At 70.5% G+C, this 25369-nt stretch carries 29 protein-coding genes; 13 read left to right on the top strand and 16 right to left on the bottom strand.

Going from position 1 to position 25369, the window contains the following annotated elements; translation table 11 throughout:
• Positions 1-6: 6 nt before the first annotated feature.
• Positions 7-1683 carry a serine/threonine-protein kinase gene (locus KXC43_RS10615; RefSeq protein WP_221375813.1) on the bottom strand — a complete coding sequence of 559 codons (1677 nt, stop codon included), beginning with the start codon at positions 1681-1683 and terminating at the stop codon, positions 7-9.
• A gap of 117 nt (positions 1684-1800) precedes the next feature.
• Between KXC43_RS10615 and KXC43_RS10610 the strand changes: the two genes are divergently transcribed.
• Positions 1801-3501 carry a CocE/NonD family hydrolase gene (locus tag KXC43_RS10610; RefSeq protein ID WP_221375812.1) on the top strand — a complete coding sequence of 567 codons (1701 nt, stop codon included), beginning with the start codon at positions 1801-1803 and terminating at the stop codon, positions 3499-3501.
• Here KXC43_RS10610 and KXC43_RS10605 read toward each other — a convergent pair whose 3' ends face one another.
• Together KXC43_RS10605 and KXC43_RS10600 are read right to left on the bottom strand one after the other, a co-directional pair.
• A complete protein-coding gene (locus tag KXC43_RS10605) occupies positions 3502-3864 on the bottom strand; it encodes a YybH family protein (RefSeq protein WP_221375811.1) in 363 nt (120 codons plus the stop codon).
• Positions 3861-5057 carry a serine hydrolase domain-containing protein gene (locus KXC43_RS10600; RefSeq protein WP_221375810.1) on the bottom strand — a complete coding sequence of 399 codons (1197 nt, stop codon included), beginning with the start codon at positions 5055-5057 and terminating at the stop codon, positions 3861-3863. The genes KXC43_RS10605 and KXC43_RS10600 overlap by 4 nt, the downstream gene beginning before the upstream one ends.
• 34 nt (positions 5058-5091) lie before the next feature.
• Between KXC43_RS10600 and KXC43_RS10595 the strand changes: the two genes are divergently transcribed.
• From KXC43_RS10595 to KXC43_RS10575, 5 genes are all read left to right on the top strand, one after another.
• Positions 5092-5559 (top strand): hypothetical protein, encoded by a 468-nt coding sequence (locus KXC43_RS10595; protein WP_221375809.1) that lies wholly within the window; start codon positions 5092-5094, stop codon positions 5557-5559.
• 46 nt (positions 5560-5605) lie between these two features.
• On the top strand, positions 5606-5980 hold the full coding sequence (locus KXC43_RS10590) for a VOC family protein (RefSeq protein ID WP_221375808.1): 375 nt from the start codon (positions 5606-5608) through the stop codon (positions 5978-5980).
• A gap of 25 nt (positions 5981-6005) precedes the next feature.
• A complete protein-coding gene (locus KXC43_RS10585) occupies positions 6006-6575 on the top strand; it encodes a dienelactone hydrolase family protein (RefSeq protein ID WP_221375807.1) in 570 nt (189 codons plus the stop codon).
• Positions 6576-6738: 163 nt separating this feature from the next.
• The gene (locus KXC43_RS10580; RefSeq protein WP_308129034.1) at positions 6739-7359 is read left to right on the top strand and encodes a TetR/AcrR family transcriptional regulator; all 621 of its coding nucleotides are present in this window, start codon (positions 6739-6741) and stop codon (positions 7357-7359) included.
• Positions 7356-9041, top strand: a complete 1686-nt coding sequence (locus KXC43_RS10575; RefSeq protein ID WP_255643819.1) for an MDR family MFS transporter — start codon at positions 7356-7358, stop codon at positions 9039-9041. The genes KXC43_RS10580 and KXC43_RS10575 overlap by 4 nt, the downstream gene beginning before the upstream one ends.
• Positions 9042-9110: 69 nt before the next feature.
• Here the strand turns inward: KXC43_RS10575 and KXC43_RS10570 are convergent, their stop codons facing one another.
• A complete protein-coding gene (locus KXC43_RS10570; protein WP_127497678.1) occupies positions 9111-9467 on the bottom strand; it encodes an STAS domain-containing protein in 357 nt (118 codons plus the stop codon).
• Between the two features lie 285 nt (positions 9468-9752).
• Between KXC43_RS10570 and KXC43_RS10565 the strand changes: the two genes are divergently transcribed.
• Positions 9753-10757 carry an AraC family transcriptional regulator gene (locus KXC43_RS10565; protein ID WP_221375806.1) on the top strand — a complete coding sequence of 335 codons (1005 nt, stop codon included), beginning with the start codon at positions 9753-9755 and terminating at the stop codon, positions 10755-10757.
• 26 nt (positions 10758-10783) lie between these two features.
• Here the strand turns inward: KXC43_RS10565 and KXC43_RS10560 are convergent, their stop codons facing one another.
• Positions 10784-11149: a hypothetical protein gene (locus tag KXC43_RS10560; protein ID WP_308129033.1), complete on the bottom strand. Its 366-nt coding sequence runs from the start codon at positions 11147-11149 to the stop codon at positions 10784-10786.
• A gap of 308 nt (positions 11150-11457) precedes the next feature.
• On the opposite strand from KXC43_RS10560, the gene KXC43_RS10555 reads away from it, so the two are divergent.
• Positions 11458-11748, top strand: a complete 291-nt coding sequence (locus KXC43_RS10555; RefSeq protein WP_221375805.1) for a hypothetical protein — start codon at positions 11458-11460, stop codon at positions 11746-11748.
• A 14-nt stretch (positions 11749-11762) separates the two neighbouring features.
• On the opposite strand, the gene KXC43_RS10550 is transcribed toward KXC43_RS10555, so the two are convergent.
• From KXC43_RS10550 to KXC43_RS10535, 4 genes are all read right to left on the bottom strand, one after another.
• On the bottom strand, positions 11763-13241 hold the full coding sequence (locus KXC43_RS10550; RefSeq protein WP_221375804.1) for a molybdopterin-dependent oxidoreductase: 1479 nt from the start codon (positions 13239-13241) through the stop codon (positions 11763-11765).
• On the bottom strand, positions 13241-13879 hold the full coding sequence (locus tag KXC43_RS10545) for a fasciclin domain-containing protein (RefSeq protein WP_221375803.1): 639 nt from the start codon (positions 13877-13879) through the stop codon (positions 13241-13243). Before KXC43_RS10545 ends, KXC43_RS10550 begins: the two co-directional genes overlap by 1 nt.
• A 74-nt stretch (positions 13880-13953) precedes the next feature.
• Complete coding sequence (locus tag KXC43_RS10540; RefSeq protein WP_221375802.1) at positions 13954-14691, bottom strand: anti-sigma factor; 738 nt, start codon at positions 14689-14691, stop codon at positions 13954-13956.
• On the bottom strand, positions 14688-15305 hold the full coding sequence (locus KXC43_RS10535) for a sigma-70 family RNA polymerase sigma factor (RefSeq protein WP_221375801.1): 618 nt from the start codon (positions 15303-15305) through the stop codon (positions 14688-14690). Before KXC43_RS10535 ends, KXC43_RS10540 begins: the two co-directional genes overlap by 4 nt.
• Before the next feature lie 143 nt (positions 15306-15448).
• Here KXC43_RS10535 and KXC43_RS10530 point away from each other — a divergent pair, with 143 nt between their 5' ends.
• Both KXC43_RS10530 and KXC43_RS10525 read left to right on the top strand, forming a co-directional pair.
• Positions 15449-15949, top strand: coding sequence for a SigE family RNA polymerase sigma factor (locus KXC43_RS10530; protein ID WP_221375800.1), 501 nt, complete (start codon positions 15449-15451; stop codon positions 15947-15949).
• Complete coding sequence (locus KXC43_RS10525) at positions 15946-17187, top strand: hypothetical protein (RefSeq protein ID WP_221375799.1); 1242 nt, start codon at positions 15946-15948, stop codon at positions 17185-17187. Before KXC43_RS10530 ends, KXC43_RS10525 begins: the two co-directional genes overlap by 4 nt.
• Here the strand turns inward: KXC43_RS10525 and KXC43_RS10520 are convergent.
• The gene (locus KXC43_RS10520) at positions 17168-18073 is read right to left on the bottom strand and encodes a Gfo/Idh/MocA family protein (RefSeq protein ID WP_221375798.1); all 906 of its coding nucleotides are present in this window, start codon (positions 18071-18073) and stop codon (positions 17168-17170) included. The two genes, KXC43_RS10525 and KXC43_RS10520, sit on opposite strands and share 20 nt — an antisense overlap.
• Before the next feature lie 71 nt (positions 18074-18144).
• Between KXC43_RS10520 and KXC43_RS10515 the strand changes: the two genes are divergently transcribed.
• Both KXC43_RS10515 and KXC43_RS10510 read left to right on the top strand, forming a co-directional pair.
• Positions 18145-18510 carry a hypothetical protein gene (locus tag KXC43_RS10515; protein WP_221375797.1) on the top strand — a complete coding sequence of 122 codons (366 nt, stop codon included), beginning with the start codon at positions 18145-18147 and terminating at the stop codon, positions 18508-18510.
• A complete protein-coding gene (locus KXC43_RS10510) occupies positions 18503-18940 on the top strand; it encodes a hypothetical protein (protein WP_221375796.1) in 438 nt (145 codons plus the stop codon). The genes KXC43_RS10515 and KXC43_RS10510 overlap by 8 nt, the downstream gene beginning before the upstream one ends.
• On the opposite strand, the gene KXC43_RS10505 is transcribed toward KXC43_RS10510, so the two are convergent.
• The 6 genes from KXC43_RS10505 to KXC43_RS10480 are packed head-to-tail and all read right to left on the bottom strand — an operon-like array spanning position 18937 to position 24609.
• Positions 18937-20400: a glutathionylspermidine synthase family protein gene (locus KXC43_RS10505; protein ID WP_221375795.1), complete on the bottom strand. Its 1464-nt coding sequence runs from the start codon at positions 20398-20400 to the stop codon at positions 18937-18939. The two genes, KXC43_RS10510 and KXC43_RS10505, sit on opposite strands and share 4 nt — an antisense overlap.
• Positions 20401-20402: 2 nt before the next feature.
• On the bottom strand, positions 20403-20807 hold the full coding sequence (locus KXC43_RS10500) for a hypothetical protein (protein ID WP_221375794.1): 405 nt from the start codon (positions 20805-20807) through the stop codon (positions 20403-20405).
• Between the two features lie 48 nt (positions 20808-20855).
• Positions 20856-21620, bottom strand: a complete 765-nt coding sequence (fabG, locus tag KXC43_RS10495) for a 3-oxoacyl-ACP reductase FabG (RefSeq protein WP_221375793.1) — start codon at positions 21618-21620, stop codon at positions 20856-20858.
• Positions 21621-21670: 50 nt separating this feature from the next.
• On the bottom strand, positions 21671-23317 hold the full coding sequence (locus tag KXC43_RS10490) for an alpha-amylase family protein (RefSeq protein WP_221375792.1): 1647 nt from the start codon (positions 23315-23317) through the stop codon (positions 21671-21673).
• Between the two features lie 42 nt (positions 23318-23359).
• Entirely contained in the window at positions 23360-24280 is a 921-nt protein-coding gene (locus KXC43_RS10485) for a hypothetical protein (RefSeq protein WP_221375791.1), read from the bottom strand.
• On the bottom strand, positions 24277-24609 hold the full coding sequence (locus tag KXC43_RS10480; RefSeq protein WP_221375790.1) for a PadR family transcriptional regulator: 333 nt from the start codon (positions 24607-24609) through the stop codon (positions 24277-24279). The genes KXC43_RS10485 and KXC43_RS10480 overlap by 4 nt, the downstream gene beginning before the upstream one ends.
• 88 nt (positions 24610-24697) lie before the next feature.
• Here KXC43_RS10480 and KXC43_RS10475 point away from each other — a divergent pair, with 88 nt between their 5' ends.
• Positions 24698-25366 carry a DedA family protein gene (locus tag KXC43_RS10475; RefSeq protein ID WP_308129032.1) on the top strand — a complete coding sequence of 223 codons (669 nt, stop codon included), beginning with the start codon at positions 24698-24700 and terminating at the stop codon, positions 25364-25366.
• Positions 25367-25369 lie beyond the last annotated feature (3 nt).

Genomic DNA, 25369 nt, shown 5'->3' with positions numbered 1-25369 from the left:
CAACCGTCAGAGGGGCAGCACCACGGGGGTCGGCGTCTCTCCCACGCACGTGACGGCCATCCGGTATTTCGCCTTGGCCCCGGTGAACAGGATCCGGGCGGTGATGGCCGGGCCGGCCTCGATGAACTGCGCCGTGAAGCCGTCGGCCGGCTCCGGCCCGGTCAGCGTGGCCTTGCCCTGGGCGCAGGTGGCCCGGACGGCCCCGCCGGGCGATTCGAGCCGCTTGCCCACAGGCGGCGCCACCGCCGACGGTGACAACGACGGCTCACCCGACGTGCTCGGCGAGGGCGGCCTGCTCACGTTGGGCGAACCCGGCTGCGCCGCGGAGGGTGCGCGTGACGGCACCGGCCCGCTGCCCACGATCACGCCGCGACCGGGCTCGCCGGTGACCGCGGGGGCAGCGCCGGCCGGCCCGCTCGCGCCCGCAGTTGGCCGGACCGGCGCGCTGACCGTGGTGGTGGGCACGACCGGGAGGACCGGGGCGCCCGCGTTCTGCTGCTGCTTCTCGGTCTCGGAGCCGGCGACGACGAGCCAGATCACCAGCCCGGCCGCGGCCACGACGGCGACGGCCCCGCCCGCCAGCAGCTGTTTCCGGCTGACGGCGGGCCCACCGGCCGGACCCGTTTCGAACCGCCGGCGTGAGCCGCGCGCCGGCCGGTCGAGCGCGGTGGCCGGCCAGACCGAGTTGTGCGGCCGCTCGAACCGGGACGACTCGCCCAGGTTGCCTCGCGTGGCCGGGGCGCCGGCCACGATCGGACGGTCGTTGGGTCGCGCCACGACGGTGGGCTGGGCCCGGTAGCGCGGCGCCTCGGCGGGCGGTGCGGGCCGTGGCACACGGACCGAGGTGGGTTCGTCGTCCTCGCGTACGACATCGGCCGCCGCCGCCTCGGCCGCGTCACCCAGCGTGGCCGCCACCTCGGTCGCGGTCGGTCGCGTGGCGGGATCCTTTCGCAGGCAGCAGTCGACCAGCTCGGCGACCGCGGCCGGCACGCCCGGCAGCTGCGGCAGTGGCACCGGCTCGACGTACACGTGGGCCTCGAGCATCTGGGTCGTGCTTTCGACACTCCACGGTGACTCGTGGGCGAGCAGCCGGTAGAGCAGCACACCGAGCGCGTAGATGTCGGAGGCCGGCTCGACCGCGTCGCCGGTGAGACGCTCGGGGGCCAGGTAGGCGGGGGTGCCGACCAGCCTGTCCTCCGGAGCGGCGGGCCCCACCGCGGCCGCGATGCCGAAGTCGACCACCTTCACACCGGTCGGCGTGACCATGATGTTGGCCATCTTGATGTCGCGGTGGGCCAGGCCGTGCTCGTGGGCCGCGGCCAGCGCCGCCGCGACCTCGCCGCAGATGCGGAAGATCGTGCGCGGCGGCAGCGGCCCGGACGACACCCGCTGCTGGAGCGTCGGCCCGTTGACCAGCTCCATCACCACGTACGGAAGATGGTCGGCCTCGCCGTAGTCGTAGACCTGCGCGATGTTGGGATGCGACAGGGTCGCCGCCGAGCGGGCCTCGTCGCGGATGCGGGCGCGTGACTGCGGGTCGCCGGCGAACCGGCCGGCCAGCACCTTGACCGCGACCGGGCGACCCAGCACCTCGTCGCGGGCGCGCCACACCACGGCCATGCCACCCCTGCCGAGTTCGCTCAGCAATGTGTAGCGGCCGCCGAGAGCCTGCCGAACCTCCACCGTGGCAGTCTGCCCTTCCGGCCGGAAAATCGCACATCCGAGTAAGGCTCGAATAGCGCTCGCTTTCGCATTACGCCTATGGTTTCCGGGCCCCGCATTAATTGATCAAGGAGCGTCATGGCGAACTCGATCCGGCAGCGAATCGCGGATGCCACGCTCGGCCGCCTGGTGCGGCAGAGCCCGGCGGCGAACGACTACGTGACGGCGGCGGTGCGAACGCCGATGCGCGACGGCGTGGTGCTGCGGGGCGACCACTTCGCGCCGGTCACCGCCCGGCCCCGGGGGACCGTTCTGATCCGTACGCCGTACGGCCGCGGCTTTCCCTCGTCGGCGCTGAACGGCCGCCTGTTCGCGGCGCGCGGCTACCACGTGATCATCCAGAGTGTGCGCGGCACGTTCGGCTCGGGCGGCCGCTTCGAGCCGATGGCCCAGGAGGCCGCGGACGGCCAGGACACGGTCGCCTGGCTGCGGGAACAGCCGTGGTTCGACGGCCGGCTGGCCACCCTGGGCGCGTCGTACCTGGGCTGGAACCAGTGGGCGCTCCTGCAGGATCCGCCGCCGGAACTGCGGGCAGCCGTCGTCTATGTCGCTCCCCACGACTTCCGCGAGGCCGTCTTCGGCACCGGCGCGTTCACCGTCGGCGACTTCCTGGGCTGGAGCGACATGATCGCCCATCAGGAGGACGGCGGACTGCTCCGCCGGGGGGCCAGCGGCATCTCGGCGTCGCGGCGGCTCCGGCCCGCGCTGCAGGGGTTGCCGTTGCCGGACGCGGCCGACCCGGTGCTGCGCGGCCGTGCGCCCTGGTACCGCGAGTGGCTCTCCCACCCCGACGGCGACGATCCCTGGTGGCAGCCGTACCGGGCGGGCGGCGCGCTGAGCAAGGTCGAGACGCCGGTGCTGCTGATCGGCGGATGGCAGGACCTCTTCCTCGAGCAAACCCTTCAGCAGTACGAGGCCCTGCGCGCCCGCGACGTCGAGGTGGGCCTGACCGTCGGCCCGTGGACCCATCTCCACCTGGGTCTGCAGGGCGCCGCGACGGTGGCCCGCGAGAGCCTGGCCTGGCTCGACCAGCACCTGGCCGAGGGCCCGCGGGCCCGCCGCTCCGCGGTGCACGTCTTCCGCACCGGCGAGCGCCGCTGGCACGGACTGACCTCCTGGCCACCCGCGTCGGCCCCGGCCGTCTTCCAACTGCACGCCGACGGCACGCTGACCCTGTCGGCCACTCCCCCGCCCGTGGCCGGCGAGCCGGCAACTCCCCCGGCTGTCGTGCCCCCGCTCGAGTCGCCGGCGGGCGAGACCCTGAGCTTCCGCTACGACCCGGCCGACCCGACGCCGACCGTAGGCGGGCGTACGCTCACCGGCTCGATGGGCGTGAAGGACAACCGCCGGCTGGAGGCCCGCCCCGACGTCCTCACCTTCACGACCGACCCGCTGCCGACCGCCGTCGACGTCAACGGCTCGCCCACGCTCGAACTGGCCGTGGCCGTCGACCCGGCCCACGCGGACGTGTTCGCCCGGCTCTGCGACGTCGACCAGCGCGGCCGCTCCCGGAACTTCGCCGACTGCATGCTGCGGCTCGATCCGGCTGTGCCTGCAGGCGAGGTGCAGCGCCTGTCGCTCGTACTCGACCCGTGCTTCCACCGCCTCGCGGCCGGGCACCGCCTGCGCCTACAGGTGTCGGGTGGCTCGTTCCCCCGGTTCGCCCGCAATCTCGGCACGCCGGGCGCCCCGGCCGAGGCCCACACGTTGTGGCCGCAGGACCACACCGTCCACTGCGCACAATCGCGCCTGACCGTCCCGGTCGCCGCGACCGAATGATCATTTGTCGCGCGGATGTTTCATCCACCATTCGGTGAATTGGCGCGCCTGACCCGAATTGTCGAGCCGGAGCACCCACAAATTGCTGTAGGTGTCGTCCGGATAATGCGTCGTCGCCTCGATGATCGCGAGGTCCTCGGTGACCAGCACCGGGTGCCACTCGAAGGTCGTGGTGCCCGGATCATCCTTGATCTTCAACCATTGTGCGACGATCGCGTCCCGGCCGAGCCACGGTTTCGCGTACGGCTCGGTGAAATAGGCGGCGTCGGAGGCGAAGAGGCCGGCGATGTGCCGCGGATCGTTGGACTCCCACGCCTTGCGGTAGTTGGCGACCCACGCCGTCACCGCGTCGAGACTGGTCATCGAGCCTCCCCTGGCCGCTCCCGCCCCGTTCCGTAGGCCAGCTTACTGAACTCGGGCAGCGCGCCGTTCCACAGCAGATCGCTGACCTGGCTGAGCACAATGAAGATCAAATCTTCCCGCGGGTCGGTGAACCAGTCGGTGCCGTACCCGCCGGCCCAGCCGTAGCGACCGGGGCCGCCCACCTCGTCGTCGCGCACCGTCACGGCGAGCCCGTAGCCCCAGCCCTGGCCGTCGAGGAAGAAGCCGCCGCCGGCGATCTGCTCGTCGGTGAGGTGGTTGGTGGTCATCGCGGCCACGGACTTCTCGGAAAGCAGCCGGGTGCCGCCGTGGACGCCGCCGTCGAGCAGCAGGCGGGCGAAGGCCAGATAGTCGTCGGCCGTCGACAGCAGGCCGGCCGACCCGTTCGGGAACGCCGGCGGGGCGCTCCACACCTCGAGCGGCTCGATCTCGGAACGGCTCAACCGGCCGGTCGCGCTGTCGGTCTGGTAGTGGACCGGCAGCCCGGCGACCCGGTCGGCGGGCTGCCAGAAGCCGGTGTCACGCATGCCGAGGGGTGCGAACAGCCGCTCCTGCAGCAGCTCGCCGAGGGGCCGACCGGAGGCCCGGGCCAGCAGCACGCCGAGCACCTGGGTGCCGGCGTTGTACATCCACTGCTCCCCCGGCTGGTGGATCAGCGGCAGCGACCCGAAACGCCGGATCCACTCGTCGGGGCCGAGCCCGGTGCGCGGCTCGGGTTCGGCCAGCCGCAGGTCGAGATCGCGCCAGGCCTGCACGATCGGGTACGGCGGGTCGAACTCGCCCTCGGGGTCGACCACGATGCCGAAGCCGAGCGTGAAGGTCAGCAGATCCTCCACGGTGACCGGGCGCTCGGGCGGGACCGTGGCCTCGAGCGGGGCGTCCGGGCGGACCAGCACCTGCTGGCCGGCCAGCTCGGGCAGGAACCGGGCGACCGGCTCCTCCAGGTCCAGCACGTCGTCCTCGGCCAGCATCATCGTGACGGCGGCCAGCACGGGCTTGGTCATCGAGGTGATGCGGAACAGCGTGTCGCGGCGCATCGGCACATCGCCGCCGAACTCGGTGACGCCGGCCGTCTCGACCCACACGTCGTCGCCGCGGGCCACCAGGGCCACGAGTCCGGGAAAATCGCCGCGCTCGACCCGCGCGGCCATGGCTTTCTGGAGTTGACTCGGCATGGGTCCCACCCTGCCAGGTCGTTAGGGTCCTGGCATGGATCACAACTGGCGGCGCCTGCCGGCGCCGGCCCGGCCGATCGCGGCCGCGGCCACCACGGCCGTGGTCGCGGCCCAGGCCCGTGACGGCGAGGCCTTCGAGTCCGCGGCGGCCGCGCTGGCCACGCTCGACGCGGCCCAGACCGGTCTCATCCTCGGCACAGCCACCCGCCTGCTGCTCGAGCGGGCTCACCCCGACGGTCTCGACAGCGACGCCGTCCGTGAGGTGCTGGCGCAATGCGTACGCTCGGCCGCCCCCTGGCATCCGGCGACCGACCCCATGGTCGTCCTCTACCTGCTGGCCGCCGCCCTCGGGGTGCTGGACGACGAGACCGAGCCGCCCAAGGCCGACGAGCTGACCCGCCACGCCGCGCTGCTGCTGGCCCATCTGCTCGGCGTCCGCCCGCCGCACGAGATCCTCACCGCGGCTCTCGCCGAGATCGAGCACACCCAGCTGAACGACTGATCGTTGATCCTCCGCGAGAGATTCCGGCAAAAGGGAGGAAGCGGGCATGGCGACGTCGACGGATCCGGGGCTGCTGCTGCGCCCGATGCTGCATGTGGACGACCTGGCCGCGTCCATCGCGTTCTACCGCCACCTGGGCGGCGAGATCATCCACGGCGGCGAGGACACCGACTGGGTGCTCATGCAGCTCGGCACGACCCAGATCGGCCTGCTCACCCGGCCGCCCGACCGCGACCGCGGCGAGGACAAGGTCGAGCTGACGTTCGACGCGTCGATGCCGCTGGCCGAGCTCGAGTCCCAGTTGCACCGGGCCGGCGTCCCGGTCGACGAGGTCGGCACCGACCGGGACTACGGCGAGCAGCTTCACGTCCGCACGCCCGAGGGCCTGCTCCTGAAGATCAGCAGTCGCCAGGCCGCCTGACTCGGCCCTGCGGCACCATTGACGCATGGCGTCGGTCGCGATCTTCCACTCCCTCTACGGGTTGCGGCCGTCGGTGCTCAGCGCGGCCGAGCGGTTGCGTGCGGCCGGCCACACCGTCGTGACCCCCGATCTGTACGGGCTACCGCCGGCGGATTCGTTCGAGCAGGCGGCCGCGCTGGCCGACAAGGTGGGCTGGCCCGAGATCGTCGGCCGGGCCCGGGCCACGCTCCGGGACATGCCACCGCGCACCGTTCTGGTCGGGTTCTCCATGGGTACGGGCGTGGCCGCCGAGTTGCTGGCCGAGCGCCCGCACACCGCGGGCCTGCTGCTGCTCTCCGGCGCCGCGATCACCGCCGCCCGGATCCCGCCCGGCCTGCGCGCTCAACTGCACGTGGCCGACCCCGACCCCGAGTTCGTGCCGGCCCCCGCCATCACCGGCTGGGCCGACGCCATGGATGCGGCGGGCGCGATTTTCGAGGTCTACCGCTATCCAGCCGTGGGCCATCTGTGGATGGACGAGGACCTGCCCGACCACGACCACCTGGCCACCGACCTGTTGTGGTCGCGCTGCACCGAATTCCTGCGCCTCTCCTGATCGCGCCCCCCTGTGGACAACTCCGTCCTCCACCCTTGACAACCGCGTAGCGTCGCGCCACGTCCCGGGGTGGGAGGGGAGGCGGTGGCACCCCGGGTTACGCGCGTCACTTGCAGTCGGTAAAAGTTTGCAGCCGCTGCAATTTTGACGCTAGCCTGCCCGTGTGGCCGAAACCGGAGCCGCGACGCCGACTCGTCGCGATCGCAAGAAGCAGCAGACGCGCGCGGCCCTGATGGCGGCGACCCTGCGCCTGGTCGACGAGCGCGGCCTCGAGCACGTCACGGTCGAGGACATCAGCGAGGCAGCCGACGTCTCGCCCCGCACGTTCTTCAACTACTTCGCCACCAAGGACGACGCGCTGCTCGGTGGGCCGCTGCCGCACGGGCCGTCGATGCACGACCGCCTGCTGGCGGTGCCGGCCGGGGTGCCGCTGGTGCCGGCGATCCTCCAGGCCATGAGCGCGGACATCGCCGAGATCCAGGGCGAACGCGACCTCTGGCTGACCCGGCTCCGGGTGATCAAGAGCAACCCGTCGCTGCTGCCGCTGCTGGTCGCCCGGGGCGAGTGCGCCGAGGAAGAAACCGTCGTGGCCGTTGCCGCCCGGACCGGGCTGTCCACCGACGACCTGTTCCCGCAACTCGCCGCCACCCTGACCGGCGCCGCCTTCCGCACCGCCATGATGCGGTGGGCCACCACCGGCGACAACCTGTACGACCTGGTCCGGGAGACCTTCGAGGTTCTCGAGAAGGGCCTGGCGCCTACTCACGAGGAAGTCACGAGATGACACTCACCAGTCCGCCCGATCGACCGGATCCGGCTCTCCGCGCGGAAGCCACCGTGGCCGAGGACGCCGTCACGCTCGGCGGCGTGCCGATCACCGCGGAAGCGGCCGACAGGGCCGCCGCGGCCGACGGGATCTCCGGCGGCCGGATGTCGCGCGGCGAGGTCGTCCAGGCGCTGTCCGGCCTCATGCTCGGCATGTTCGTCGCGATCCTGGCCTCGACCGTCGTCTCCAACGCGCTGCCGCGGATCATCGCCGACCTCGACGGCAGCCAGTCCGTCTACACCTGGATCGTCACCACCGAACTGCTGGCGATGACGGCCACCGTGCCGCTCTGGGGCAAGCTGGCCGACCTGTACAACAAGAAGCTGCTGATCCAGATCTCGCTGCTGCTGTTCGTGGCCGGCTCGTTGATCGCCGGCTTCACGCCCGACGTCGGCGTGCTGATCGTCAGCCGCGTGGTGCAGGGCATCGGCGCGGGCGGCATGACCGCGCTGGCCACCATCGTGCTCGCGGCCATCATCCCGCCGCGCGAGATGGGCCGCTACTCCGGCATGTTCGGTGCGGTCTTCGGCGTCGCGACCATCGCCGGCCCGCTGATCGGCGGCGTCATGGTGGACACGTCGTGGCTGGGCTGGCGCTGGTGCTTCTTCATCGGCGTGCCCTTCTCGATCGCGGCGATCGCGCTGCTGCAGAAGACCCTCCACCTTCCTTCCGTACGACGCCCCGGCGTGAAGATCGACTGGCTGGGCGCCTTCCTCATCACGGCCGGTGTCAGCACCCTGCTGATCTGGTCGACCCTGGCCGGGCAGCACTTCGACTGGGCGTCCGGCGCGACCGCGGCGTTCGTCGCCGGCGGTGTCGTGCTGCTGGCGCTGGCGGTGTGGGTCGAGTCCCGCGCCGAGGAGCCGATCATCCCGCTCGGCATCTTCCGCAACCGCACCGTGACCCTGACGATCATCGCCAGCGTGCTGGTCGGCGTGGCCATGTTCGGCGGCACGGTGTTCCTGTCGCAGTACTTCCAAGTCGCGCTCGGTAAGTCCCCGACGGTCGCCGGCCTCATGAGCCTGCCGATGATTTTCGGTCTGCTGGTGTCCTCGGTCGTTGCCGGAGCACTTATCACGAAGACCGGCAAGTGGAAGATCTACCTGGTCGCCGGGGCCATCATCATGACGATCGGCATGCTGCTGCTGAGCACGATCGGCGCGACCACCAGCGTCCTGGTCATCTCGGCGCACATGGCGGTGCTGGGCATCGGCGTCGGCATGCTGATGCAGAACCTGGTGCTGGCCGCGCAGAACGACGTGCCCGCGGCGGAGCTGGGCGCCGCCACCTCGACGCTGACGTTCTTCCGCAGCATGGGTGGCGCGATCGGCGTCAGCGCCCTGGGCGCCGTCCTGGCCAGCAAGGTGACCTCGGGCTTCGCCGAGAGGTTGGGCGGCGCGGCAGCGGCCGGCGGCGGCGCCGAGGTGCCTGACGTGAGCGCGCTGCCCCCGCAGGTGCTCGAAATCGTGAAGGACATCTACGGCACGGCGACGGCGGAGCTGTTCCTGATCGGCGCTCCGATCGCCGCGCTGACGGTCGTCGCCGTCCTGTTCATCAAGGAGAAGCCGCTGTCGAACCTGAGCGGCGACGAGCGGCGCGCGCAGGAGGAGGCGGCAGCGACGGGAATCCCGTTGCACTGAGATACCGCGGGCACCGATCGACCGCAGGCACGCCGGGCCGCTCCCTCGGGGGGCGGCCCGGTTGCGGGGTCAGGACGGGCGCAGGCCCACCGATGTGCGCGGCGAGGGCGGCTCGGCGCAGCCCAGCAGCCCTACCAGGCCGGACACCCAGAGCTGGCGATAGACCGTGGGGCTGGGGTGGCTCACCACGAGCTTGATGCCGCTGGCGGCGGCCGTGTGGAAGCAGGCCACCAGGATGCCGATGCCGATGCTGTCGATCAGCATGACCCGCTGCAGATCGAGGCAGATCTTGCCCGGCGTGGAGCTGGTCAGCACGTCGTTGACGGCGTCCCGCATCACGTGGGCGTTGTCGAGATCGATCTCACCGCTGGGTGCGATCTCGACGGTGCCATCAGCCAGCTGGCGCGTGGTGATCGGCAGATACACGGCTGCCCTCTTCCTGGCATCGAGCGGGCCGACGCCGACTTCCGCGTGAAGGACGCTCCGCCGGCCGGTAATGACCTGGATGGCGTCGGACGCCTCGCCCGGGCGCCGCTCTCCGACCGCGTTCTACAACAATCCGCTGGTCTGCAAGTTACGCCACGTAGGCGCGGAACGCCAGAGTAGTTCATATGGCCTGAATGTGCTGGAACGGTCAGAGCGTGGCGGCAACGTTGACGATCGACGTCCCGAAGTCGAATACTCACCGTATGCGACGGGACTCACTTCGGCATGGTTGACGTCACTCCGAGGTCGGCCCAATTGCTCTCCGATATGCCGGAGATAGCCCACTTCAGCGGGGTGGATATCGATGAAGCGCGCTCTGTGCTAAATCGTTTCTACTACCCGGTGGCGGTGGGAACGCCGGAGAACAAGGCTGACTTTCAGCTCGGCGTCGGAGTGATCCAACTCGGACCTCTTACGGTCGGACAATTAAGCTTCGCCAGCGCCGTGACGCTGCTCGTGGCCGAATTGGACGCTTATCACGTCACCATGCCCACGGTCGGCCGCCTGCACGCCCGGCACGCCGGCCACGAGGTCGTCGCCGACCCGCCGACGGGAGTCATCTTCGGCCCCGGCAGTCCGGTCTATACGTCCCGGGAGGCCAACTCGGCCGAGGTCGCGGTGAAGGTCGAGCGCAAGGCCCTGGAAGAGGAATTGTCGGGACTGCTGGGATACCCGATCGAGGGACCTCTGCTCCTTCCACCGGAGGTCGACCTCTCCACCGGCCCGGGATACAGCTGGAGCCGGCTGGTCCGGCTGCTCTGCGAGGAACTACCCCGCGAGGGCAGCCTCTTCTTCGAGCCGCTGATCGCCGAGCAGCTACGCAGCACGGTGCTCAGCGGCCTGCTGCTGAGCGTCCCTCACCGCTACCGCGAGGAGCTGACCGGCCCGATCACCGCCGGCCCACCCCGAGCCATCCGCCGGGTGGTCGACGCCATCCAGGCCGAACCCGAGCGTCCGTTCACGGTGACCGAACTGGCCCGCGTGGCGAACATGAGCGTCCGGTCCCTGCAGGAGGGCTTCCGCCGGCATGTGGGCACCGCCCCCATGACGTACCTGCAGCGTGTGCGCTTGGGCCGGGCGCACGAGGACCTGCGGCGGGCCGACCCCGTTCGGCTGACGGTCGCGGCCGTCGCTCACCGGTGGGGCTTCGCCCATCTGGGCCGGTTCGCCTCGGCCTACCGCAGCCAGTTCGGCGAGTCGCCGTCGGAAACCCTGCGGTCACCCCGCTGAGATACCGGAACCGGCGGAACGGAAATTCACTCGCCCGGGTCGCTGCGGCGAGGCTGCGGGACCTCGTTGGCGGCCGGGCGGACCGGAGCCAGGCCGAACAGGTGGCCGCGCGGGGGAACCCACTCGCGCCACGGGCCCAACCGCATCGGGACCGCGGCCAGCTCGCCGTCACCGGCCCCGCGCTGGTTGCGCAGATAAGCCAGCACGCGCGCGGCGGCCAGGCCGCCGTCTTCGGCCAGGCCCAGCAGAAGGCGGCGGGTCTCGTCGGACGCGAGGTCGGCCGAGGTCAGGCCCGGCTCGCTTTCGACGGGGCGGCGCAGCAGCGCGGCCAGGCCGGCCAGGGCCTGCAGCACGTCACAGGCGTCCCGTTCGGCATCGGACAGGCTGGTCACGACCGTCCTCCCCGGCTCTCGGTCATGCGTTTCCCCCTCACCACGCCGCTCCGCGGAGGCTCGGGCGCAGTCACCGCCGGACCTCGCGAACGGACGTCAGAGCGAAAATGTATTCGGCCCGCTACTCAGCGTCCATCCGTAACGCGCAGGTCCTGTCCAGTTAGCGCTCAGTTTGGCCGGTGGAGGCCAACATCGTCCCTTTGGGTGCTCCGCGTCCGGAGCGCCGAGTGCGGGATGCCTGCCACACAATGGGTCAGAAGAGACGAGGGTGGGGTAGAAGATCTGTCAGCCGATGTGGGGAGGACACCATGAGCGACGAGATTCGTCAGCCTCTGGAGGAAACACCCGAAGTCGCCGACGCCATCGAGGACGATGTCGCGGTCGACGCGTTCATCACGGGCGGCGGCGCCGACCGCGACACCCCGGAGTTCCTGCAACCGGGCGAGGAACCGGTCGTGCGGACAGGCGCCGACCAGCCCTGGGACCCCGAGGACCTGGCCGTCGCCGAGGGCCGGGACCCGACCCCGGCCAACATCGAGCGCGCCCGCGAGGAACTCGAACGCGATGGCGCTGCCGCCATCGAACGCACCGTTCCCTGAGCAACGGACGGACGCTACGAGACCGTCACGCTGATCGTGTGCCACCCCGTGGCTCCGCTGGGGAACGGGGTGGCCCTCGACTGCGTCTGCACGGCCCCGGTGCGATCCGTGGCTCGTACGGCGATGGAATGCGGCCCGGCGACGGCCGGCCACGAGTACCGCCACTGCACCCACGTGTCCACCGACGGCGCCGGCAGCAGTTCGGCCTGCGCCCATGGTCCGTCGTCGATCCGCACCTCGACCGCCGCGATCCCCCGCCGCTGCGCCCACGCCACCCCGGCCACGGTGACCGTGCCCGCGGTAAGCCGCGCGAACGGCCGGGGCCGGTCGACCCGTGACCCGGTCTTGACGGGGGCCTCGGCCGCCCAGCCGCGCGAGACCCAGTACGGGTCGAACTGGTCGAAGGTGGTCAGTTCGAGCGAACTCAGCCACTTGCACGAACCCGCGTAGCCGTACACCCCCGGGGTCAGCATGCGCACCGGGAAACCGTGTTCGAGCGGCAGCGGCTCGCCGTTCATGCCGACCGCGAGCATCGCGTCGCGCCCGTCCAGCAGAGTCGCCACCGGCGTGCCGATCGTCATGCCCTCGACCGAACGCGCCACGAGCTGTTCGGCGCCGGATTTCACGCCGAGCGAGCGCAGCAGCGGAGCCAGCGGCACGCCGAGCCACCGAGCCGTCCCCATGTACGGCCCACCCACTTCATTGGAGACGCAGGTCATGGTCACCGGCCGCTCGATCAGCGGCCGGGCGAGCAGATCCGCGAACGATAGCCGCAGCTCCCGGTCGACCATGCCGTGCACGCGCAGCGACCAGCCGTCGAGGTCGATCCGGGGCACGGTCAGCGCGGTGTCCACCCGGTAGAAGTCCTTGTTCGGCGTGAGCAGCCCGGCGTCCACGGATGGTCCGGTGTCGGCCGCAGCCGGCAGGCGCACCGATTCCCGAGCCCGGGCCCGCGCTCCCCCGACCGATCGGCGCACTGCCACCGCTCCGCCCGAGGCCACCACGGCTCCACCGGCGACCAGGGCGGCCGCCCGCAGGAACCGCCGGCGATCCACCCGGACGCCGGAAGTCCGATCACCACCCCGCAGCAGCCACCACAGCGCCAGCCCGGCCAGCGCCGCTCCGACCAGGGAGGGCACCACGTCGTAGGGCTCGGCAGCCGGCCGCGACAACGCCGCACCCGCACCGGCCAGGCCGAGCACCGCCGGACCGGCCACGACGAAGAGCCGCCGCCGACGGCCCGCGATCCCGGCCACCGCGGCCAGGGCCGCCACCACCAGCCCGATGACCGTGAGCAGCACCGGCTTGTCGGACGTCCCGAGCTCGCGTACGGCGAACTCCTTCACCGCCGTCGGCGTCGCGTCGATGACCGCGCCGCCGACCGCGATCAGCGGCCCGGCCGCCGGCCGGGTGGCGGCGGCCAGCACCTCGGCCGTCGCCACCCCGAATCCCGCGGCCACCAGTCCGGCCGCCGCCCCCGCCAGGGCTCGCATCAGCTCTTCGGCATCAGGACGGAGTCGATGATGTAGACGGTCGCGTTGGCCGTCTGCACGTTGCCGCAGACCACCGACGCGGCCCCGTTCACCTTGAAGTCCTCGCCGCTGCCGCTGACCGTCAGGTCGTCGCCCTGGAGGGTCTTGTGCGCGCCGGCCAGCGACTCGGGCGCGAGCTTCCCGGGCACCACGTGGTAGGTCAGGATGCTGGTCAGCGTCTTCTTGTCGGCCAGCACCTTGTCCAGGTCGGCCTTGGGAATCTTGCCGAACGCGTCGTTGGTGGGCGCGAAGACGGTGATCCCCTCGGCCGAGTTGAGCGAGTCGACCAGGCCGGCCTTCTTGACCGCGGTCACCAGCGTCGAGAGCAGCGGGTTGCCCGAGGCCGCGGTGGCCACCGGCACCTGAGCCATGGCCTGGAAGCTGCCCGGGTTCGACGCGTCAGCCGGCACGGCCGAACAGCCGGCGCCGAAGGTGGTCATCATGTCGGCCGGCGCCGAGCTTTCCGGTGCGCTGCTGGCCATCGTGGTCGGGGCCGCGGCCGTGCCCTCGCCGTCGGTGGAGGAATCACTGCCGCAGGCGGTCAGCGAGATCGAGAAGAGGGTCGCCGCCGCGAGCGCGGTGAACTTCATTGCACGCATGATTCGTCCCTAACTTTGGATTTTGTACCTTCACTCCGGATTCGGGACGAACCATGCGGCGGATTGGTCGGACTTCAAACGAGTTTGACGTCGGCCACCATCGGCAGTGTCGGCGTCGGCGATCCCTTCGGCGGTTCGAGCGTGACACCGACGTCGGTCGCGCCCGGCAGACCCTCGAGCACCACGACGTCGGCCGCCTGGCCCTCGTTCAGTACCGCGGCCGGCACCGGGGCGCCGCCGGGCCGGATGGTCCACAGTTGATAGACGCGGCCGGTCGGCGCGGCCTCGGCCGCCAGGATCACCACGCCCGCGTCGTGCAGGCGCGAGGTGGCCACCGTGACGCGGCCACCGGTCGACACGTCCTGCTTCTTCAGCACCACGTCGGGCGCGGCCAGGATCGTCCGGATACGGGCCTCGTTGGCCCGCGCCGCCTCGGCGACCCGCTGCTCCTCGCGTACGCGCTGATCCTGAACCACATAAACGGCCGAGCCCGCGCCGACCGCCGCCACCACCGCGGCCGCCGCGGCCGTGAAGCGCCGCCAGCGCGAAGCCGTGCGAGCCGGGGGCGCACCCTCGACGACCGGCGGAAGCTGACGGGTGCGACCGACCTCGGACAGGACGTTCTCGCGGAGCCAGGGCGGCGGCACGGACCAGGTGTTGTCGGCCAGCCGCGCGGCCGTCTCGCTCAGCTCGGTCACCTCGGACCGGCACGATTCGCACTCGCGCAGGTGGCGCTCGAACGAGGCGCGTTCGATGTCGTCCACCGCGTCGAGCACGTAGGCGCCGACCAGGCTGTGGATCTCTGTGGTCACGCCGAGGCCCCCGTTCCCATGCAGTCGCGCAGGCGGATCAGCCCGTCGCGCATCCGCGTCTTCACCGTCGGCAGGGGTGTGCCGAGCAGTTCGGCCACCCGCGGATAGGAATGACCCTGGTAGTAGGCCAACGTCACGGCCTGCCTCTGCAGTTCAGTCAGATCGTCGAGACAGCGGCGCACCTGCTGGCGTTCGAGCCGGCCCGAGACCTCGTCGGCCACCGCGTCGTACGGCGTGTCGACCGACGCCACGCCGACCCGTATGGTCCGCTCGCTGGCCGCCTGCTCGGAACGAACCCGGTCGACGGCCCGCCGGTGGGCGATCGTGAAGATCCAGGACGTGGCCGAGCCGCGCGCCGGATCGAAGCGGGCCGCCATCCGCCACACCTCGACCAGCGCCTCCTGGGTCACCTCCTCGGCCTGCGCCGGATCGCGCAGCACCCGCCGGATCAACCCGTACACACGGGGCGCGACCAGGTCGTACAGCCGGCCGAAGGCCTTCTCGTCGCCGCGCGCAACTTCCCGCAGCAGATCGCCCGCGTCCGCTGGGGGCGGCCCCACCCCGGGAACCGCCGCCAGGTGCTCCGGGCGACGGCCGACACCGCGCTCCGCCATGGAATCCGCCTTTCGCCGTTGCAGCCATTCAAACCCCCATTCGGCACAGCGGGGCGCCTGGACGGGTCGCGCCGCGGAAAATCTCCTTACAACCTCGATCGGGAAGTCCCCGTCTATTGGTGGACGAGAGGACGGGAGCGGGGATGAACGACGAAACGGACGCGGGGTACCTCGAGTACGTGTCCGGCCGGATACCGGCGTTACGGCGCCTTGCCTTTCTGCTGGGCGGCGACGAACACCAGGCCGACGACCTGGTGCAAGAGACGATCACCAAGCTGTACGCGAAGTGGCCGCGCGTGGCGAAGGTCGAGAACGTCGACGCCTACGTGCACACGATGCTCGTCCGCGCGTTCCTGGACGAGAAGCGCCGCGGGTGGTGGCGGGTGAGCCTGCGCGGCGCCCCACCCGAGAGACCGGCCCCGCCACCGGCGTCGTCCGACGAGAAAACCGTGCTGCGGGCTGCCCTCAAGCGGATCCCGGCCCGGCAGCAGGCGGTGCTGGTGCTGCGCTTCCTGTGTGACCGCTCGGTGGCCGACGTAGCGCAGTTGCTCGGCTGCTCGGAAGGCACCGTCAAGAGCCAGACCTCCCACGGGCTCAACGCCCTGCGGCGGATCCTGGGTGACCGCGTGGGAGGTGCGCTGTGAACAACGAAGAATACGGATCCCGGCTGCTGCACCCGCTGCGCGGCGAACCGGCCGGACCGCCCGCAATCGACGTGGTCCGAGCCATGCGCGAAGGCCGCCGGATGCGCCGCCGCCGCTGGTGGACCAGCGGCTCGGCCCTGGCCGCCCTGCTCGCCGCCGGGCTGACCGGTGGCTTGCTGGCGGCGAACCGGGAGCCGGAGCCGAGCCCGATCCGGCCCACCGCCTGCACGGCCGCCGCCCTGCCGATCGGGGAGCACCAGAACGTCGAGGTGACCGGGGCCGACCCGACCGGCGCCTGGGTCGTCGGCACCACCCTTCAGGTGGGCCGGTCCGCCCCGACCTCGATCCTGGTGTGGCACAACGGCGAGCTGGTGACCGATGTGAAGCCGACCGGGCTGCGCAAGGGCAGCGCGGGCGTCTGGATGACCGACGTCAACGCCTCCGGTGTCGCGGTTGGCGGCAACTTCGACGGCTACCCCGACCCGTACGTCATCGAAGGGGGAAAGATCCGGAAACTGGCCGGCGGTCTCGGCGAGGCCGATGCGATCAATGACGCGGGGGTGATCGTCGGCAAGGCCGGCCCACCCAATAAGGAACGGCCGGTGCGATGGGCCTCGCCCGACGCCGATCCGGTGCCGCTCCCGCTGCCTGAGGACCCCAGTTCCGCCGACTCGAGGATCACCGAGATCACACCGGACGGCACTGTCATCGGGACGATCGGCGGGAAGGCGTACCTGTGGCGACCCGACGGCACCCACGGGTACCTCGAGACGCCGGCGGTCGAGGGCAGACGGGTCAACGGCTTCGAGCCGTTGGCCCTGCGGGAAGGCTGGCTCTACGGCGGTCTCTACACGGCCGCGCCCGACTCGAAATCCCCTGCGCGGCCACCGCACGGCAAGGCTGCGGTCTATCGGTACGAGCTGGCGACCGGCGCTTGGCAGAAGGTCACCGACGATCCGGAACAGGCGCAGGTCGCCGGCGCCGGCCCCGGCTGGGACAACACCATGCAGGCCGAGCCGAGAGTTTTCGTCGGCCTGTCGGTGCTCGACCTGCCGACCCACGCGCCTCTCGTACCGGCATCGGCATCGGCACCGGCACCGGCCGGCCTGCCCCCCGGCGGCACCCAGGTCAATTTCCTCAGCGACGACGCCCGGGTCGCGGCGGGCACGACGATGGACTTCAGGAACGGCAAACTCAGCGAGCAGAGGTCCGTGCCGGTCATCTGGCGCTGTCGATAACCACCGTACGACCCGAGGTGACCGCCTCCTGCGCGGCGACCAGCACGGCGGTCACCTCGGCGCCGAAGCGCACATCGAGCTCGACGGCCGGGCCACCGGCGGCCGCGGCGATCAGCTGGTCGATCGCCCGGCTCAGGGCCTCGGTCGGCGACCAGGGCGCGTCGGGCACCGGGCGCACGCCGGCCTCGCCCGCGAACTGGGCGTACTCGCGCTCGGCGGCCGGCGGCGCGTCGACCGAGAGGGTGAGGTTGCTGATCGTGCCGCTCGCGTGCCGCAGTAGCAGGTGGGTCATGTCGCGCGGGCCGGCCATGCCCGCCACCTCGGTCACCGGGCCCAGCACCGGCAGCACCAGCGCCAGCGCGTGCGGGCCGACGTCCCACAGGCCGCCGCTCTCTTTGCGCCAGGCCGACGCGCCGAACGGGTTGTCCTCGGTGAAGATCGAGCCGAGATGGTCGACTCGGGCCTCGGTCCAGCCGCCGGTGGCCGCCGCGTCGGCCACGAAGTCGGCGATCTGCGGGAACAACCGGCGGGTGAAGAACACCACAGAGGCGAGATTCCGCTCGGTCACCGCGGCCACAATCTCGGCCGCGGCCTCGTTGGTGAACGCGACCGGCTTGTCGAGCAGCAGGTGCTTGCCCTGGCGGGCGGCCTTCAGCGCGAGCGGGGCCTGCACGTCGGGCGGCAGAGCGACGGCGATCGCGTCCACGGCGGCGAGCAGTTCGTCCTGATCGGCGTACGCCCGCACGTTGTATTCGCCGGCGAGTTCGGCGGCCTTGTCGGGATTGCGGCCCCAGACTCCCACGAACTCGGCGTCGGGATGGGCCGCCAGGGCCGGGGCGTGAGCCAGGTGCGCCCAGGGTCCGGTGCCGAAAAGTCCAAAGCGCATGTGAGTCGCCTGCCTCTCTTCCAGTTGAGCCGCAAGCTACCAGGGCGAGATCCATCAGTACGCTGTGGCGGGTGAACGGTCCTCTGTCGGTGGCGACCATCATCGCCGCCCTGGTGCTCGCCGCCTGGTACCTGCTGCGATCAGCCCTCAACCGCGCGCCGAGCCGCTACGACCTGCTGGGCGCGGCCGCCCTCACCGCACTGGTGTCGGTCCTGCTGATCACGGCTGTCTTCGGCCTGTTCGACGGCTCGCGGCCGAGCGACACCGTGACCTTCATCGGCTACCTGATCACCACCATCGCCTTCACGCCGGTCGCCGCCTACCTGGCCCGGCTCGAGCCGACCCGGTGGGGCAGCCTCATCCTCGGCGTCGCCTGTCTGGTGATCCCCGTTCTGGTGCTGCGCCTGCAGCAGATTGCGTCGGTGACCGGTGCCTGAAGCCTCGACCCGTCCCCGCGACGCCGCGCTCGGCTCCGGCCTCGGCCGGGTGCTGCTGCTGGTGTACGGCGTCTTCGCGCTCTCGGCCAGTGCCCGTGCGCTGGTGCAGATCACCACGAAGTTCGGCGAGGCGCCGCTCGCCTACCTGCTCTCGGCCTTCGCCGGCCTGGTCTACCTCTCGGCCACCGTGGGCCTGGCCATCGGCGGCGTCCGCGGTCGCTTGATCGCTTTGGTCAGCTGCTCGATCGAGCTGCTCGGGGTGCTCGTGGTGGGCATCCTGACCACGGCCGACGCCGGCGACTTCCCCGACGACACGGTGTGGTCGCACTTCGGCAGCGGCTACGGCTACGTGCCGCTGGTGCTGCCCTTCATCGGCCTGTGGTGGATCTGGCGCCACCGCCCGCAGCCCGGAGACCCGGTCTCGGTCTAGCCGTCGGCCTCGATGGTGTGCGGCACGAAGAAGCTCATGTCGTTGGTGACCAGGCCCTTGGTGCCGAGTCCCTCGCGGATGCCCATGCCGGCCGGCTCGCCGTCGATCAGCCAGGAGCCGATCACCGGGTGGACCGTGCCCTCGAGCCCCTCGAAGGACGGCAGCTCGCACAGCTCCTGCACGACGAAGCGGCCGTCCGACCCGTACTCGGACGGGTTCTCGGTGATCGTCCGGCCGTCGCGCACGAGCGTCACCGAGCCGCCTTCGCGGCCCCAGATCGGCTTCTTGGCGTAGCTGGTCAGCGAGGCCGCCTTGGAGGACTCGGCGAAGTAGGCCGGGAGCAGATATTTGCTGCGCTCGGGATTGTCGCCGAAGAGCATCCACAGCACCGGCAGCAGCGCCTTGTTGCCGAGCAGGGCGGCCTTGTAGGGCGGCTCTATCCAGACCGTGCCGTGCTTGGTGGGGTCGGCCATGTTGCGGAAGAAGGCCTTGCCGCCCTCCTCCGTCCAGAACCATTCCCACGGGTAGAGCATGAGGATGATGTCGATCGGCTCGGCTGCGTTCTCCTTGCCGGGGCCGGGCACGAAGACCACGCGGTCACCGGCGACGTCCCAGCCGATCTGGCTCATCGCGATCAGCTCGACCGGGTAGCCCGCCTCCTCGGCCGTCGCCATCAGATAGGCGACGTTCATGCGGTCCTCGCCCGAGGTCTCCGAGGTCTCGTACGCAAAGAAGATCTTGGGCTTCTCGGGGAGCCACGTGCGGGCCTCGCGGAGCTTGCCGATGTTGCGGCGCCACGCACCGGGATCGCCCGGCTCGCCGGGGGCGGCGGGCCAGCCGACCAGCCGGTCGTGGATCGAGTTCCACTGACGCCACGGGTGCTTGGTCAGGTTGGTCTGGTCGACCCAGTGCCACTGAATGACCGCGCTCTCGACCAGCGAGGTGGGCGTCTGCGCGTTGAACTCGAGCAGCTTGGGCGTGCTACCGGCGCCGTTGTACCACAGGTCGAAGCGGCCGTAGACGCTCGGCGAGTAGTCCGGCGTCTCCATCGGCAGCCGCATCTCGGGGTCTTTGTCGTAGTGCGTCCACGTCTCGGCGTCGCCGTCGAACCACGTGCGGATGATCTGCTCGTGAGCGAACTCGGGGATGCCGATGCGAGCCAGATAGCAGCTCGACGGGTTGCACACCGACGCGAAGTAGCCGTCCTTGCGGCCCTGCACCGTATGGCGCGGGCACTGCTTCACCATCCAGTCGCCGGCCTCGAGGCACATCTCGAACAGCGCCGCGGTGGCCGTCTCGAGCTCCTCGATCTCGGCCGCGGTGAAGTCGTAGTACGGGCCCTCCTGCCAGTACGAGACCATCGTGCCGTCGGGCAGTTCGGTGTCGTTGTAGGTCAGGCCGAGGCTGAAGTTGGTGAGCTTCCAGCCGTCGCGGATCGGACCGTGGGGAACTCGGCGCACGCTCAGCCGCCCGAGCTCTTGCTGGAACCGCGGGCGGCGCCGCCCTTACCGACCACGCTGGTCTTCACCGTGCCGTTACCGATCTTGCCGGAGGCCGGCAGCCCGAACGACTGCCGCGCCGCCCGGTCGTTGTAGGCGAACTTGTTGCCCCCGGCCGGCAGCACGCTGCCGACCGGGTAGCCCGGCCGATAGGCCGCCGAGTACCAGATGAAGAAGGGCAGGAAGCCGACACCGGATCCACCGTTGTTGTTGGTGTCGTCGCAGTTGTCCTCGTCGACAACGGTGCCGTTCGCGTCGGCGCAGTAGAAGCCGGCGTCCTGGTAGTCGTCGTCGTTGTCGCACGCGGCCACGCCGCCCGCCGCGAGGAGCAAGAACGTGCTGGTCAGCGACACGCTGCGCGAGCTCATGCGTCGGTTCTTCATCATCTATTTGTAGCGCCTTTCAGCAACCGCCGGCTACGCGCGGGGCCCTCCGGCAACATAGATGACCTGTCCCGAGACGAAACCGGCACCCTCGCTGACGAGGAAGGATACGGTGTTCGCGACGTCCTCGGGGCGACCCGCCCGGCCGACGGGAATCTGAGCCACCGCAGCCTTCTCGAACTGGGCGAAATCGACCCCGACCCGGGCTGCCGTCGCAGCTGTCATGTCGGTGACGATGAAACCCGGGGCCACCGCGTTGGCCGTGACGCCGTACCGGCCCAGCTCGATCGCGAGGGTCTTGGTGAAACCCTGCAGACCGGCCTTCGCCGCGGCGTAGTTGGCCTGGCCGCGGTTGCCGAGCGCCGAAGTGCTCGACAGGCTGACGATACGGCCCCAACCGGCGTCGACCATGTGTTTCTGCACGGCCCGGCTGAACAGGAACGCGCCGCGCAGGTGGACCGCCATCACGGTCTCCCAGTCGTCGTCGGTCATCTTGAAGAGCAGGTTGTCGCGCAGGACGCCGGCGTTGTTGACCAGCACGGTCGGCGCGCCCAGCTCGGCCGTGACCCGGTCGACGGCGGAGTTGACCTGGATCGGGTCGGAGACGTCGGCCCCGACCGCCAGGGCCGTCCCACCCGCGTCGTGGATGGCCGTCACCGTATTGGCGCAGGCGCCCTCGTCGAGGTCGACGACCGCGACGGCCATGCCGTCGGCGGCGAGCTTGCGCGCGGTGGCCTCACCGATGCCCCGGGCGGCTCCGGTGACGATGGCAACGCGGGTGGGAGCGGACTGTGACACTATCGGCCTCCATCAATCATTTTGCACTCGGAGTGCACTTTAACCCGCGATCACGCCGTACGCCGTAGGCGAATCCACCGGTATCCGTAGCCGGCAACCTCAACCTTGTCCCATTTGCCCAGCTCCGGGTATTCCTGGTCGGCCAGGACGTCGTTGGGCTGTTCCGCCTCGTCGGCCAGCGAGCTGAGGTCGAGGGTCGCCGCCTCGGTACCTAGGTTGTGCACGAAGACCATCGTGCCGGTCGCACCGTCGGCACGGTGGACCAACACACTGGTCGGCGCCGGAATATCGATGTGCGTGCAGCTCCCGCTGCCCACCTCGGGGGCTTCCCGCAGCGTCCGGATCATGCGCTCGAACCAGGAGAGCAGCGACTGGGGGTTGTGGCGCTGGACGGTCACGTTGACCTTCTCCCAGCCGAAGTCGCCACCCGAGATCACCGGCCGCACCAGGTCACCCGTCTTGGCGGCCGAGAAGCCGCCGTTGGGCAGCTGCGACCACTGCATGCCGGTGCGGATCGCGTGCCGCCCCTCCTGCGTCAGGTCCTCACCCATGCCGATCTCTTCGCCGTAGCGCAGGACGGGCGTGCCGCGCAGGCTGAACTGCAGGGCGTAGGCGAGCTCGATGTGCCGCCGGTCGTTGTTCAGCATGGGGGCCAACCGCCGCCGGATGCCCCGGCCGTAAAGCTGCATCTCGGGCTCGGGCCCGAATTTGGCGAACACCTCGGCCCGCTGCTCGGCGGTGAGCCGGGACAGGTCGATCTCGTCGTGGTTGCGCAGGAAGGTGGCCCACTGGCCACCCTGGGGCAGCTTCGGGGTGTCGCGCAGGCCGTCGATGATCGGCTCGGCGTCCTCCCGAGCCAGGGCCAGGATCAGCCGGGTGTTCAGCATGAAGTCGAACAGCATGTGGATGCGGTTGTTGGAGCCACCGCCGTCGCCGAAGAACTTGGAGAGCTCGTCGGGTTCGACATTCGCCTCGGCCAGCAGCACCGCGTCACCCTTGCGCCACTGCACCCACTGCCGCAGGTCGGAGAGGAATTCGAGATCCTTGGCCGCGTTGGGCTCCCCGGGCTGGGTCTCCTCGATGATGAACGGCACCGCATCCATGCGGAAGCCGGCCACCCCGAGCTGGAGCCAGAAGGCGCAGATCTTCTTGATCTCTTCGCGCACGGCCGGGTTGGTGATGTTGAGATCGGGCTGGAACTTGTAGAACCGGTGGTAATACCAGAGCTTCGCGGTGCGGTCGTAGGTCCAGGTCTCGTCCTGCTCGCCGGGGAAGACCATGCCCTGCTTGCGGTCGGCCGGCTCGGTCTCGGACCAGACATACCAGTCGCGGTACGGCGAGTCGGGCGACGACCGGGCCGACTGGAACCACGGGTGCTTGTCGGAGGTGTGGTTGACGACCAGGTCGATGATCACCTTGATGCCGAGGTTGCCCGCCTCATGCAGCAGCTCGGCGAAGTCACCGAGGTTCCCGAAGCGCGGATCGACGTTGTAGAAGTCGGTCACGTCGTAACCGTCGTCGCGGTCGGGCGACGGGTGGATCGGGTTCAGCCACAGACAGGTGACCCCGAGCCGGGCCAGATAGTCGAGCCGGCCGATCATTCCCCGGATGTCACCGCACCCGTCCCCGTCGGAGTCGGCGAAGGTGTCGATATCGGCGCAATAGACAACGGCTTTCTGATACCACCGGTCAGTCATGCCTCTCTACTTCACCCTGACCCCGACGGGCCAAACCGCCGATCAGCGCCCGGGCGCGGCCGTCACCCGGCCGCGGCGGTCGAGAACGGACGCGCCCACGAAGGCCACCACCGGCACCACGACCAGCACCGCCCACTGCAGCGGGCTGATCATTCGCGTGGACTCGGGGTGGCCCATGTTGTAGACGATGAACTCGGCGAAACCGAATTCGACCAGCGGCACTGTCGCGATCACCGGAGCGATCCAGCACAGAAGCCGGGCGCGCAGACGAGGTTCCTGCCGGAAGATCGCCACCGCCGCCAGCGCCACCGCGACCAGAACGAGCATCCATCGCAGCTCGTAGGGGCCGGATGAACCGGACTGCTCAAGCCTGCCCTGCAGCACCAGGACCACTCCGGCGGCCGCAACCCATTGCCAGCCCCTCGGCCGGACGGGGCCCCGATCGGCGACCAGGCCGGCGATCAGCACCAGGACCGCGGAGACGATCAGCCAGTAGGCGTACAACACCGTGGCCGGAGTCTCCACGTAGGAACCGGCCGGAGTCAGGACCTCGCCGGCCAGCCCGGCCGCGGCGCCGGCCGCACCGAGCAGGCGCCACCCGAGCAGGGCGGCCACCAGCGCGACACCCCAGGCCACGAACCGCACCGAGCTGGTCACCGGGAGGTTCTGCCAGCCGACCTGGTCGAAGTGGTTGACCGTGGCGAGCAACCCGCCGACGAAACGGCGCGACGCGACGGCGAACAGCAGCATCGCCCCGAAGATCTGCACCAGCCGGGCCGCCCGGCCCTCGCCGATCCACAGGCCGCGCAGGTGGGCGGCGACCGCGCCGCGGGCGACGTCGAGCACCTGGGCGGGCCCGGGGCGCGGGTCGGCCATGAGGACGCCGAGCATCTCGTCGCCGTATTCCTGGCGGAAGTCGCGCGGGTAGAGCGCGAGAAGGCGGCGGTAGCGGATCTCGGTCACGCGGTGGCTCCCCCGAAGTCGGCGCGGCGGGCCCGCAGGCGCCCTTCCGCGATGGTGGCCTGCTCGCGCAGGCGGGCGGTCTCGGCTGCCAGGCTCTGCTCGCCGGCCGCGGTGAGCCGGTAGTAGCGCCGCAGGCGGGACTGGACGATCTCTTCCCGGTCGACCTCGATCAGGCCCTCGCCGCGCAGGCGGTCGAGCGCGGCATAGAGCGTGCCGGCCCGCAGGCGAACCCGGCCGCCGGTCATCTGCTCGACGTCTTCGGTCACGGCATAGCCGTGCCGGGACTCGCCGGCCAGAGCCGTGAGGATGAGGAAAGTCGGCTCGTTCACGACCGGAACTATATACCGACCGTCGGTATATACCAATACCCGTCGCCCGCTTCAGGTTCGTTTCAGGTGCGGCGGGTATGAACAAGCGGTGGCTGAAGCGGGTCTGAGTCAGCAAGGTGGCCTGACGGGGTGGGTGGCGTCCGTCATCGAGTCGTGGGGCGAGGTGGGCGTCGGCCTACTTGTCGCGCTGGAAAATCTCGTCCCACCGATCCCGAGCGAGATCGTGCTGTCTCTGGGCGGCTATCTGGCGAGCGAGGGCCGGGTCAACCTGACACTGGTCTTCGTGGCGGCCACGCTCGGCTCGGTGGGTGGCGCGCTGCTGCTCTACTGGCTCGGCTATGCCCTGGGCGAGGAAAGGCTGCGCCGCTGGCTCGACCGGATCCCGCTGGTCGATGCCGACGATCTGAGCAAGGCCGACCGATGGTTCGAGAAGCACGAGAAGGCGGCCGTCCTATTCGGACGCTGCGCGCCGGTCGTCCGCAGCCTGGTCTCGATCCCGGCCGGCGCCAACCACATGAACCTCGGTCAGTTCGTGCTCTTCACCGCGATCGGCAGCGGCGTCTGGAACGCCATCTTCGTCGGCGGCGGCTATCTGCTGGGCTCCCGCTACCAGGATCTCGAGACCTACAGCCAGTACTTCGACTACGCGATCTGGGCCTTCTTCATCGTCACGATCGCGAGCTGGGTCACCAAGAAGGTGCGCAAAAGGCGACGCGCGGCCGCTGGACGGAGCGGCCGCGCGTCAGGTGAGCGATAGCTG

The organism is Paractinoplanes polyasparticus (genome assembly GCF_019710575.1).
GTDB lineage: Bacteria > Actinomycetota > Actinomycetes > Mycobacteriales > Micromonosporaceae > Actinoplanes > Actinoplanes polyasparticus.
Note: the sequence above shows the minus strand (reverse complement) of the source record. Positions and strands in the feature narration are given on the sequence as shown.

Excerpts from the sequence above, each read along its gene's own strand:
- KXC43_RS10590 (WP_221375808.1), top strand. The coding sequence starts at position 5,606 with ATGGCGACGTCGACGGATCCGGGGCTGCTGCTGCGCCCGATGCTGCAT.
- KXC43_RS10535 (WP_221375801.1), bottom strand. The coding sequence starts at position 15,305 with ATGGCGGAGCGCGGTGTCGGCCGTCGCCCGGAGCACCTGGCGGCGGTT.
- KXC43_RS10605 (WP_221375811.1), bottom strand. The coding sequence starts at position 3,864 with ATGACCAGTCTCGACGCGGTGACGGCGTGGGTCGCCAACTACCGCAAG.
- KXC43_RS10550 (WP_221375804.1), bottom strand. The coding sequence starts at position 13,241 with ATGCGAGCCCTGGCGGGGGCGGCGGCCGGACTGGTGGCCGCGGGATTC.
- KXC43_RS10600 (WP_221375810.1), bottom strand. The coding sequence starts at position 5,057 with ATGCCGAGTCAACTCCAGAAAGCCATGGCCGCGCGGGTCGAGCGCGGC.
- KXC43_RS10545 (WP_221375803.1), bottom strand. The coding sequence starts at position 13,879 with ATGCGTGCAATGAAGTTCACCGCGCTCGCGGCGGCGACCCTCTTCTCG.
- KXC43_RS10595 (WP_221375809.1), top strand. The coding sequence starts at position 5,092 with ATGGATCACAACTGGCGGCGCCTGCCGGCGCCGGCCCGGCCGATCGCG.
- KXC43_RS10575 (WP_255643819.1), top strand. The coding sequence starts at position 7,356 with ATGACACTCACCAGTCCGCCCGATCGACCGGATCCGGCTCTCCGCGCG.
- KXC43_RS10610 (WP_221375812.1), top strand. The coding sequence starts at position 1,801 with ATGGCGAACTCGATCCGGCAGCGAATCGCGGATGCCACGCTCGGCCGC.
- KXC43_RS10585 (WP_221375807.1), top strand. The coding sequence starts at position 6,006 with ATGGCGTCGGTCGCGATCTTCCACTCCCTCTACGGGTTGCGGCCGTCG.
- KXC43_RS10520 (WP_221375798.1), bottom strand. The coding sequence starts at position 18,073 with ATGCGCTTTGGACTTTTCGGCACCGGACCCTGGGCGCACCTGGCTCAC.
- KXC43_RS10555 (WP_221375805.1), top strand. The coding sequence starts at position 11,458 with ATGAGCGACGAGATTCGTCAGCCTCTGGAGGAAACACCCGAAGTCGCC.
- KXC43_RS10530 (WP_221375800.1), top strand. The coding sequence starts at position 15,449 with ATGAACGACGAAACGGACGCGGGGTACCTCGAGTACGTGTCCGGCCGG.
- KXC43_RS10565 (WP_221375806.1), top strand. The coding sequence starts at position 9,753 with ATGGTTGACGTCACTCCGAGGTCGGCCCAATTGCTCTCCGATATGCCG.
- KXC43_RS10490 (WP_221375792.1), bottom strand. The coding sequence starts at position 23,317 with ATGACTGACCGGTGGTATCAGAAAGCCGTTGTCTATTGCGCCGATATC.
- KXC43_RS10500 (WP_221375794.1), bottom strand. The coding sequence starts at position 20,807 with ATGAGCTCGCGCAGCGTGTCGCTGACCAGCACGTTCTTGCTCCTCGCG.